9 protein-coding genes and 1 pseudogene are annotated in these 9,953 nt (G+C 69.0%); 8 read left to right on the forward strand and 2 right to left on the reverse strand.

Features of this window, described 5'->3' with window-relative positions; all coding sequences use genetic code 11:
• From VNT50_RS06270 to galE, 8 genes and pseudogenes are all read left to right on the forward strand, one after another.
• Positions 1 to 1,014 (forward strand): annotated as a pseudogene (locus VNT50_RS06270) (DNA polymerase III subunit gamma and tau); the annotation flags it as partial.
• Positions 1,015 to 1,017: 3 nt separating this feature from the next.
• Positions 1,018 to 1,611 carry a recombination mediator RecR gene (gene recR / locus VNT50_RS06275; RefSeq protein WP_325484244.1) on the forward strand — a complete coding sequence of 198 codons (594 nt, stop codon included), beginning with the start codon at positions 1,018 to 1,020 and terminating at the stop codon, positions 1,609 to 1,611.
• A complete protein-coding gene (locus VNT50_RS06280; protein WP_325484245.1) occupies positions 1,611 to 2,543 on the forward strand; it encodes a DMT family transporter in 933 nt (310 codons plus the stop codon). Before recR ends, VNT50_RS06280 begins: the two co-directional genes overlap by 1 nt.
• Before the next feature lie 186 nt (positions 2,544 to 2,729).
• On the forward strand, positions 2,730 to 4,040 hold the full coding sequence (locus tag VNT50_RS06285; protein ID WP_325484246.1) for an aspartate kinase: 1,311 nt from the start codon (positions 2,730 to 2,732) through the stop codon (positions 4,038 to 4,040).
• An 89-nt stretch (positions 4,041 to 4,129) separates the two neighbouring features.
• A complete protein-coding gene (locus VNT50_RS06290; protein WP_325484247.1) occupies positions 4,130 to 5,206 on the forward strand; it encodes an aspartate-semialdehyde dehydrogenase in 1,077 nt (358 codons plus the stop codon).
• Between the two features lie 40 nt (positions 5,207 to 5,246).
• On the forward strand, positions 5,247 to 6,719 hold the full coding sequence (locus tag VNT50_RS06295) for a malate:quinone oxidoreductase (RefSeq protein ID WP_414683946.1): 1,473 nt from the start codon (positions 5,247 to 5,249) through the stop codon (positions 6,717 to 6,719).
• A gap of 58 nt (positions 6,720 to 6,777) precedes the next feature.
• The gene (locus VNT50_RS06300) at positions 6,778 to 7,434 is read left to right on the forward strand and encodes a thymidine kinase (protein ID WP_325484248.1); all 657 of its coding nucleotides are present in this window, start codon (positions 6,778 to 6,780) and stop codon (positions 7,432 to 7,434) included.
• 25 nt (positions 7,435 to 7,459) lie between these two features.
• Positions 7,460 to 8,479 (forward strand): UDP-glucose 4-epimerase GalE, encoded by a 1,020-nt coding sequence (galE, locus tag VNT50_RS06305; RefSeq protein ID WP_325484249.1) that lies wholly within the window; start codon positions 7,460 to 7,462, stop codon positions 8,477 to 8,479.
• A 2-nt stretch (positions 8,480 to 8,481) separates the two neighbouring features.
• Here galE and VNT50_RS06310 read toward each other — a convergent pair whose 3' ends face one another.
• Both VNT50_RS06310 and VNT50_RS06315 read right to left on the reverse strand, forming a co-directional pair.
• Positions 8,482 to 9,324, reverse strand: a complete 843-nt coding sequence (locus VNT50_RS06310) for a DUF1295 domain-containing protein (protein ID WP_325484250.1) — start codon at positions 9,322 to 9,324, stop codon at positions 8,482 to 8,484.
• A 51-nt stretch (positions 9,325 to 9,375) separates the two neighbouring features.
• Positions 9,376 to 9,953: HAD hydrolase family protein (locus VNT50_RS06315; RefSeq protein ID WP_325484251.1), on the reverse strand; the 578-nt coding region annotated here is incomplete at its 5' end.

Raw genomic sequence — 9,953 nt, forward strand, 5'->3', positions numbered from 1 at the left:
GCCGCCCCGTCCGCCAGCGCGGCCCCGGCCGCCAGCCCGGCCCCCGCCCCGGCCCCGGCCGCCAGCCCCCACCCGGTCGCCAGCCCACAACCGGTCGCTGAGCCCGTCGAAGCGCAGCCGGGGCCCACCCCTGCGCCATCCGGTCCCGTCACTCTCCAGCACGTGCGCGATGCGTGGCCGGAGGTGCTCGCACGGCTCGAAGACATCAGCCGCGGCTCGTGGCTCGTGGCGAGCAACGCCCGCGTGCTCGCCTTCGCGGGCGACGTGCTCACCCTCGCGTTCCAGAGCCAGAGCGATGTCGCCAAGTTCAAGAAGCTCACGGCCGGTCAGGGCGTCAGCGAAGATCTCCGCAACGCGATCCTGGGTGTGCTGGGTGTGCGCGTGAAGTATCTCGCGCGCCACGACTCCGACGCCTCCGATGCACCTGGGCCCGACGCGCTCCCGCCGGATGCCCCTTCGCCCGATGCGCCCCCCTCGAACGCGCCCCCGCCGGACGACGACCCGGGGGAGTCGCCGGGTGGGGCATCCGATTCGTCATCGCGCCCACGGACTGTCGTCGAGCCGCCGCACCAGGGCCGACCTCAGCCGGCCACGTCGCCCCGCGCCGCCTCGGTGACCGAATGGGCGGTGGCCCCGATCCCCACGGAGGGGGACGGCACCGCCTTCCCGCATGCGGGAACCCCGATCGCGGTCGCGCAGTTTCCCGTCGACGACGAGCCCGAGGAGGCGGAGTCCGCACCGACCGTGCTGCGGGTGGCGACGCTGGCTCCCGAGCGCGAGGGTGACGTGCTGGCAGACGACATCGAGCCGCCGAGCGACGAAGACGATGATGACGAGCCCGACGTCGACACGCTCGGCCCCGCGGTCGCGATGCCGGCAGTCCCGAACATCGCCCCGAAGCCGAACCCCCGATCGACGGGGGTGCAGCGCTACGGCGAGCCCGTCGTGCGCCAGGTCCTCGGTGGGCGCTTCATCCGCGAAGAGCCCTACGAGCCGCCCACGAGGTTCAGCTAGCTGATGTACGACGGCATCGTCCAAGATCTGATCGACGAGTTCGGCCGGCTGCCCGGCATCGGGCCGAAGTCGGCGCAGCGCATCACATTCCACATCCTGCAGACCCCGTCATTCGATGTCTCCCACCTCGCTCTGCTGCTGAGCGAAGTGCGCGACAAGGTGCGCTTCTGCGAGGTCTGCGGCAATGTCTCCGAACAGGACCGCTGCTCGATCTGCCGCGATCCGCGCCGCACCCCGACGCTCATCTGCGTCGTCGAAGACGCGAAGGATGTCGCGGCCATCGAGCGCACGCGGGAGTTCCGCGGCCTCTACCACGTGCTCGGGGGAGCGATCAGCCCGATCGCGGGCGTCGGGCCCGACGATCTGCGCATCACCTCGCTGATGCAGCGGCTCGCCGATGGCACCGTACAGGAGGTGATCCTCGCGACGAACCCCAACCTCGAGGGCGAGGCGACCGCCACCTACTTGAGCCGACTCCTCACGACCCTCGAGATCCGCGTGACCCGCCTCGCCTCGGGCCTTCCCGTGGGCGGTGACCTGGAGTACGCCGATGAGGTCACGCTCGGGCGCGCCTTCGAAGGCCGGCGGACGGTGTGATGACGACAACCGTCCTGCAGCGCTACGACACGCGCGCGTGGCTCCTCTTCGCCGCGATGGCGCTGCTGTGGGGCGTGCCCTACCTCTTCATCAAGGTCGCGGTCGATTCCTACTCACCGGCCGCGATCGTCTGCGCGCGCACGCTCGTCGGGGCGCTGCTGCTGCTGCCGTTCGCGCTGCGGAACAACGCATTGCGGCCCGCTCTCGCGAAGTGGCCGTGGGTCCTGGCCTTCGCGGCGATCGAGATCGCGGGGCCGTTCCTGCTGCTCGGTCACGCGGAGCAGACCCTGCCGTCGGGCCTGACCGGGCTCCTCGTCGCTACCGTGCCGCTCTTCGCCGCGGTGATCGCCTTCGCGCGCGGCGACCGGGCGTCGCTCAAACCCGCTCGCATCGTCGGCCTCGTCATCGGCTTCCTGGGCGTGGCGATCATCGTGATCGGTCCCGGTCTCGGCGTCGATGGTGGAGTGGGGCTGATCGCGATCGGCGAGGTGCTCCTCGTTGCCATCTGCTACGCCATCGCCCCGTTCATCGTCGCCCGCAGACTCGGAGCGGTGCCGGCCCTGGGTACGGTCACACTGTCGCTCGCGGTGGTGGGCATCGTCTACCTCCCCATCGCCGTGGCCACACAGCACACGGTCCCCACGATCGAGGCGACCGTCTCGGTGGTGCTTCTCGGCGTGCTGTGCACGGCGGTGGCGTTCATCACCTTCTTCGCGCTGATCGCCCGCGTCGGGCCGGTGCGCGCACCCCTGTTCACGTACGTCAATCCGGTCGTCGCGATCGTGCTGGGCGTGCTCATCCTGGGCGAGGAGCTCACGCCGGCTCTTCTCGTGGGATTCCCGATCGTTCTCGCGGGCTGCTGGCTCGCGGCGACCGGGGGCCTGCGGATGCGGCGCCCGCCCGACGGGGTCCCACCGATCGCACCGGGCTGAGGCATCCGGCTCGGCGCAGCACCTCCACGAGGACGATCCAGGAGGTCACGATCGCCGACACGATCGCCCGCAGCGCGCCCGCGGCGGCGCCGGTGGCGAAGTCATATGGACTCTGCGGCATGCGCCCGTCCCTAAGATGGACGATTGGGTGCGGCATCCGCCCCGACGTTTTCCGGGAGTTCCATCGTGGCGCTGATCGTCCAGAAGTACGGCGGCTCGTCGGTCGCCGACGCCGAGAGCATCAAGCGCGTCGCCAAGCGCATCGTCGACACGCGTCGCGCGGGCCACGACGTCGTCGTGGCCGTGAGTGCCATGGGCGACACGACCGATGAGCTGCTCGACCTCGCGAATCAGGTCGCCCCGATCCCCGCGCCCCGCGAGCTCGACATGCTTCTCTCCAGTGGAGAGCGCATCTCGATGGCCCTGCTCGCGATGGCGATCCACTCGATGGGCTTCGAGGCGCGCTCCTTCACCGGCAGCCAGGCGGGCATGATCACCGATGCGCGGCACGGCGCCGCGCGCATCGTGGATGTCACGCCGGTGCGTCTGCGCGAGGCCCTCGACGAGGGCGCGATCGTCATCGTCGCCGGCTTCCAGGGTTTCAACCGCGACACTCGCGACATCACCACCCTCGGCCGGGGCGGTTCGGATACGACCGCCGTCGCCCTCGCCGCCGCGCTCGAGGCCGACGTCTGCGAGATCTACAGCGACGTCGACGGCATCTTCACCGCCGACCCGCGCGTCGTGCCACGGGCGCGCAAGCTCGACCGGATCTCCAGTGAGGAGATGCTCGAACTGGCGGCCAACGGCGCCAAGGTGCTGTACATCCGGGCCGTCGAGTACGCGCGCAGGCACGGGGTCTTGATCCACGCCCGCTCGACCTTCTCTTCGGGCGAGGGGACACTGGTGTGGGGGGAGGGGATGCGGCGCAACGGCGTCGCACTCACCGCCGGAGGCGGCAACGCAGAGGGAGCAGACATGGAAGAGCCCATCGTCGCCGGGGTCGCCACCGACCTCAGCCAGGCGAAGATCACCATCATCGGCGTGCCCGACGTGCCCGGCAAGGCCGCCGAGATCTTCAAGATCGTGGCCCGCTCCGGGGCCAACGTAGACATGATCGTGCAGAACGTGTCGGCCGCGGCCACGGGCCTTGCCGACATCTCGTTCACGCTGCCGAAGGCCGACGCTGCCACCGCCCTCAAGGCGCTCTCCGGGCATCAGGCGGAGGTCGGGTTCGAGAGCCTCGTGCACGATGACCAGATCGGCAAGCTGTCGGTCGTCGGCGTCGGCATGCGCACGCACTCGGGCGTATCCGCCACGCTGTTCGAGGCACTGTCGATCGCCGGAGTCAACATCGAGATGATCTCCACGAGCGAGATCCGCATCTCCGTGCTCGTCCGCGGCGATGACCTCGCCGAGGCTGCGCGCCTCGTGCACACCGCGTACGGTCTCGACGGCACCGTCGACGCGACCGTGCACGCGGGCACCGGCCGCTGACTCCCTCCGGGCACCCGACCATCCGGGCCGGCCGCTCGCAGGCGCCGCGGTAGAATCGGAACTTACGCCGCGACATCCGAGGAACCCCAATGACCCACATCTCCGAGACCGGACTGTCCGTCGCCGTGGTCGGCGCCACCGGACAGGTCGGCACCGTCATGCGCCAGATCCTCGCGGAGCGCGCGTTTCCGATTCGCGAGCTGCGCCTGTTCGCGACCGCGCGGTCTGCCGGGACGGCCGTCGAGTTCGGCGGGCAGACGGTGATCATCGAGGATGTCGAGACCGCCGATCCGGCAGGCATCGACATCGCGCTGTTCTCCGCCGGGGCCACGGGCAGCCGCGCGCACGCGCCCCGCTTCGCGGCGGCCGGTGCGCTGGTGATCGACAACTCGAGCGCGTGGCGCATGGATCCCGACGTTCCGCTGGTCGTGAGCGAGGTCAACCCCCACGCCATCGACGAGGCGCGCAAGGGCATCGTGGCGAACCCCAACTGCACGACCATGGCGGCCATGCCGGTGCTCAAGGTGCTCGACCGCGAGGCCGGACTCGAGCGTCTCATCGTCAGCACTTATCAGGCCGTCAGCGGCTCGGGCATCGCGGGTGCGGAGGAACTCCTCGGCCAGGTCGAGGGAGTGCTCGCCCAGGGCGACACCCTGCGGCTCGTGCACGACGGCTCGGCGATCGATTTTCCGCAGCCCGAGAAGTACGTCGCGCCGATCGCGTTCGATGTGATCCCCTTCGCCGGCAACCTCGTCGACGACGGTGAAAATGAGACCGACGAGGAGAAGAAGCTCCGCAACGAGAGCCGCAAGATCCTCGAGCTCCCCGACCTCCGTGTCGCGGGCACGTGCGTGCGGGTTCCGGTCTTCACGGGGCATTCGCTCAGCATCCACGCCGAGTTCGCCAGGGACATCACCCCCGACCGCGCGCGTGAGGTGCTCTCAAGCGCGCCGGGTGTGCTTCTCGAGGAGGTGCCCACCCCGCTGCAGGCGGCGGGCAAGGATCCGAGCTTCGTGGGCCGGATCCGGGCCGACCAGTCCGCCCCCGAGGGCAAGGGCCTCGTGCTCTTCATCAGCAACGACAACCTGCGCAAGGGCGCGGCGCTCAACGCGGTGCAGATCGCGGAGGTCGTGGCGGCGCGGCTCGGCGCCAGCGCCGCCGTCTGAGCGGTCCGGGGTGCCCTCCGCGCCCGCCTAGACTTGACGGGTGACCGAAACCGTCGACGTCGTACTCATCGGCGGTGGCATCATGAGCGCCACCCTGGGTACCCTCCTCAAAGAACTCCAGCCGGACTGGAAGATCGTCGCTCTCGAGCGCCTGCACGATGTGGCGCTGGAGAGCTCGAACGCGTGGAACAACGCGGGCACGGGCCATGCGGCCCTGTGCGAGCTGAACTACATGCCCGAGGCGCCCGACGGCACGGTCGACCCCGCGAAGGCGATCCAGATCAACGAGCAGTTCCAGCAGAGCCGTCAGCTCTGGGCCTCGCTCATCGAGGCGGGGGTGCTCGATGCGCCGTCGACGTTCATCAACGCCACCCCGCACATGACGTTCGTGCAGGGCGAGAAGGATGTCGCGTACCTGAAGAAGCGCTACGAAGCCCTCAAGAAGGAGCCGCTCTTCGCCGGCATCCAGTACAGCGAGGACTCCCGCGTCATCCACCAATGGGCCCCGCTGCTGATGAAGCGCCGTCGCAAGGGCGTGCCGTTCGCGGCGACCCGCGTGCCCGCCGGAACCGACGTCGACTTCGGCGCGCTCACGCACCAGCTCTTCGATCACCTTCGCGACAACGGCGCTCAGGTCTACACCAACACCGAGGTGAACAACCTCACCCGGCAGGCCGACGGCACGTGGTTGATCAAGATGCGAGACTCGATCGGGCGCACACCGCGCAAGCTCAAGGCCCGCTTCGTCTTCGTCGGAGCGGGCGGGTGGGCGCTCAAGCTCCTGCAGCGCTCGGGCATCCCCGAGATCAGGGGCTACGGCGTCTTCCCGATCGGCGGTCAGTGGCTCAAGACGAGCAACCCGGCCCTCGTGGCGCAGCACAAGGCGAAGGTGTACTCGCAGGCGTCGGTCGGCGCACCGCCGATGTCGGTGCCGCACCTCGACACGCGCGTGGTCGATGGCGAGGCATCCCTGCTCTTCGGTCCGTTTGCGACGTTCAGTCCGAAGTTCCTGAAGCACGGCTCGATGTTCGACATCGTCGGCCAGGTGCGCCCGGGCAATCTCTGGCCGATGCTGAAGGTCGCGATCGACAACCCCTCGCTCATCACGTACCTCGTCGGCGAGCTCCTGAAAAACCACGCGAAGAAGGTCGACAGCCTCCGCACCTTCATGCCCACGGCGAAGGACGAAGACTGGGTGCTGCTCGGCGCCGGTCAGCGCGCCCAGGTGATGAAGCGGGACCCCAAGAAGGGCGGTGTCCTGCAGTTCGGCACCGAGGTCGTCACCTCGGAGGACGGCACCATCGCGGGCCTGCTCGGCGCCTCCCCGGGTGCTTCGACCGCCGTGTCGATCATGCTCGGGCTGCTGAAGACGTGCTTCCCCGACCAGATCGCCGGGTGGGAGCCGAAGCTCGCCGAGCTGATCCCGAGCTATGGAACCTCGCTGAACGTCGATCCCGCCGTCGCGCGCGCCTCCCTCGAGGAGACCGCGGGCGTCCTGGCCATCTCCGCCTGACGCGACGCTGACACCGCCGCCGCGCGTCGCGCGTGTGAGCGTTTCGTAGACTCGGCGGGTGGCCAAACTCTATTTCCGCTACGGAGCGATGAACTCCGGCAAGTCGACCGCGCTCCTTCAGGCCGCGTACAACTACGAAGAGCGGGGCCAGCGCGTGCTCCTTGCGAAACCCGCCATCGACACGAAGGCCGCCGATCAGGTCGAGAGCCGCCTGGGCATGTCCCGCACCGTCGACTTCGTGCTCGCACCGGGCGACGAGCCCCGCGACGTGTTCGCGCGTTCCGCCGCTCGCGTCGCGGCCGAGACCGGGGGCCGGGTCGCGTGCCTGCTCGTCGACGAGGCGCAGTTCCTCACCGCCGGGCAGGTCGACGGACTCTTCCGCATCGCGGTGCTCGATGACATCCCCGTGCTCGCGTACGGCATCCGCACCGACTTCCGCACCGAGGCCTTCCCGGGCTCTCGTCGCCTTCTCGAGGTCGCGCACACGCTCGAGGAGCTCAAGACGATCTGCCGGTGCGGGCGCAAAGCGCTGTTCAACGGCCGCCTGATCGACGGTCGATTCGTGTTCGCCGGCGATCAGGTCGCGATCGACACTTCGACGGGGCTCAGTGCGAGCACTTCGACGGGGCTCAGTGCAAGTGGCGAGGTGACATACGAGTCGCTGTGCGGCCTGTGTTACCTCGAGGAATCGGGCGGACACCTCGACGGGAGGTGACACCGGCGCTCGGTAGGGTTGAAGCATGCGAGTACTCCTTGCCGGCGGAGCCGGGTATATCGGGACCCACACGGCCGTCGCCCTGGTGGCGGCGGGCCACGAAGTGGCCCTGCTGGATGACCTCTCCGGCACGAGCGCCGTGGCTGCCGAGCGGGTGTCGCGGATCGTGGGCACCGACGTTCCGCTCGTGGTGGGGAATGCCGCCGACGACGAGGTCGTCGAGTCCGTATTCACCGCCCACGGACCGTTCGATGCGATCATCCACCTGGCGGCTTTCAAGGCCGTGGGGGAGTCGACGCAGAAGCCCCTCGACTACTACTCCAATAACCTCGACACCACGTTCGCGCTCCTGCGCGTCGGGCTCGCCCGCGGCATCCGCTCGTTCGTCTTCTCATCCACCGGAACCGTGTACTCGGATCCCGACGACCTGCCCTTCACCGAGCACTCGAAGACCAGCGTCGACCTGTCGAACGCGTACTCGAAGTCCAAGCGCATGAACGAGGTCGTGCTGGAGGACGTCGCCCGGGTGAACCCCGAGGTTAACGTCACCGTGCTGCGGTACTTCAACCCGGTGGGTGCCCATTCGAGCGGGCTGATCGGCGAGGACCCGTCGGGCATTCCCAACAACCTGATGCCTTACGTGTCCCGTGTGGCGATCGGCACGCTCGACCGCGTCGGCGTCTTCGGCGACGACTACGACACCCCCGACGGCACCGGCCTGCGGGACTACATCCACGTCGTCGACCTCGCCGAGGGCCACGTGGCGGCGATCGAGAAGGCGCAGCCCGGCTACGCGGTCTACAACCTCGGCACGGGGGTGCCGGTGAGCGTGCTCGAGCTCATCGCCTCGTTCGAGCGCGCCGTCGGGCACGAACTGCCCAAGCACATCCTGGGTCGTCGCCCGGGCGATGTCGCCGCGACCTTCTGCGATCCCGCGAAGGCGCAGCGGGAGCTCGAGTGGTCGACGAAGCTGACGATCGATGACGCCTGCCGTGACTACTGGACGTGGCAGACGCAGAACCCGAACGGGTACGCGACGCTCTGACGTCAGGCCGTGCGGGGCTCTCGCGCGCGGCGTGGGGGGAGCGGCACGAGCATCGACGTCGTGCGCCGATAGTCCGCATAGCCGGGGTATTTCGATGCCGTGATCGACTCGGTGAAGATCGTCGATCCGATGAAGAGCAGCGTGAGCAGCGCGGCGCCGAGGATGGTCCAGTTCAGTGCACCGCCCCACAGACCGAGTCCGGATGCCGTCGCGGCGGTCGCCCCGATCGCGTAAAAGGTCCACCACTGCGTCTGCTCGAAGAAGAAGTTCGGGTGACGGCTGAGCCGCCAGAGGCCTGTCGTCACGAAGCCCGGCTCGAGCACACCCCCCGCGCGCTTCTTGGCCTGGTGGAAGTTCCACTGCTGCTGGTCGGCGATCGTCTCGCCGACGAGAAACGCCGCGAACAGCAGCGCGAAGGCGATGTCCCACCCGTTGAGCGGAGCGGGGTTCTGCCAGGCGATGAAGGCGGGCAGTGTGATGAGCACGAGCAGCGCGTTCTGATAGAGCACGATGAACAAAAGGTTGAAGACCTGGAACTGCCACGTCTTCATGCGGCCGCGAAGCACCGCCCAGCGATAGTCCTCCATGCCCGCGTATCCGCCCTTGCGGGCGAAGTTGTATGTGAGGCGCGCGCCCCACGCGGTCGCGAGCACGGCCATCAGCAGGAGGCGCCCCGGGTCATTGCCGTCGGCGATGCCGGCGATGGCGAAGACCCAGGCGTACAGCGGGGGGACGATCGACCAGATCCGGTCGACCCACGACGTGTCCCTCGAGAGGAGCGACGCGATCCAGCAGAACGCGCTGGTGAGGGCCGCGACGAGAACGACGAGGAGCAGGGGATGCATGCGCCACAGCCTACGGGCGGGCCCGGAGTCAGGTGGTGTCGACCGCTCCGGTCAGACGCGGACGGGGAGGGTGGGCAGCAGCCGCTCGAGGTGTGCGGCCGTGTCTTCCCAGCCTTCGACGGCCTCGCACGGCACGCCGAGGGCGCGCACCGGGTAGTCGTTGCCATCCGGGTCGAGCCGGTCGCCGTAGAAGAGCATGTCGTCGAGTGGGATGCCGGTCTGCTCGGCGAGTCGCGTCATGCCGTAGGCCTTGTCGATGCCCCGGTGGGTGATGTCGACAGAGGTGGATCCGCCCGAGCGCACCTCGAGGTCGGGAATGCGGGCGGCGACCGCGTCACGCAGGGCGGACTTCTTCGCGCTCGTGGGGTCCCACGCGATCTTCGCGTCGAGCGGCGCTGCCTGCCCGAGCGCGGAGAACGTGATCTGCGATCCGCGGTCCTCCAGGATGGGGCCCCAGGTCTGCTCTTCCCAGAGTCCCAGGCGGCGCGCCTCGGACTCCACGGCGGCGAGGGCGCGGGTCTTCTCGTCGTCGGTCAGGTGGTGCGCGTAGACGGGGGAGAAGCCCGTGCCGTCGAAGCGGTAGTACTGCGTCCCGCAGGTGGGCATGAGGTGGATCCGGGCGAGGGTCT

This window comes from Microbacterium sp., assembly GCF_035554235.1.
GTDB lineage: Bacteria > Actinomycetota > Actinomycetes > Actinomycetales > Microbacteriaceae > Microbacterium.

Coding starts and splice junctions, on each gene's coding strand:
- recR (WP_325484244.1), top strand. CDS start 1,018: ATGTACGACGGCATCGTCCAAGATCTGATCGACGAGTTCGGCCGGCTG.
- VNT50_RS06280 (WP_325484245.1), top strand. CDS start 1,611: ATGACGACAACCGTCCTGCAGCGCTACGACACGCGCGCGTGGCTCCTC.
- VNT50_RS06290 (WP_325484247.1), top strand. CDS start 4,130: ATGACCCACATCTCCGAGACCGGACTGTCCGTCGCCGTGGTCGGCGCC.
- galE (WP_325484249.1), top strand. CDS start 7,460: ATGCGAGTACTCCTTGCCGGCGGAGCCGGGTATATCGGGACCCACACG.
- VNT50_RS06310 (WP_325484250.1), bottom strand. CDS start 9,324: ATGCATCCCCTGCTCCTCGTCGTTCTCGTCGCGGCCCTCACCAGCGCG.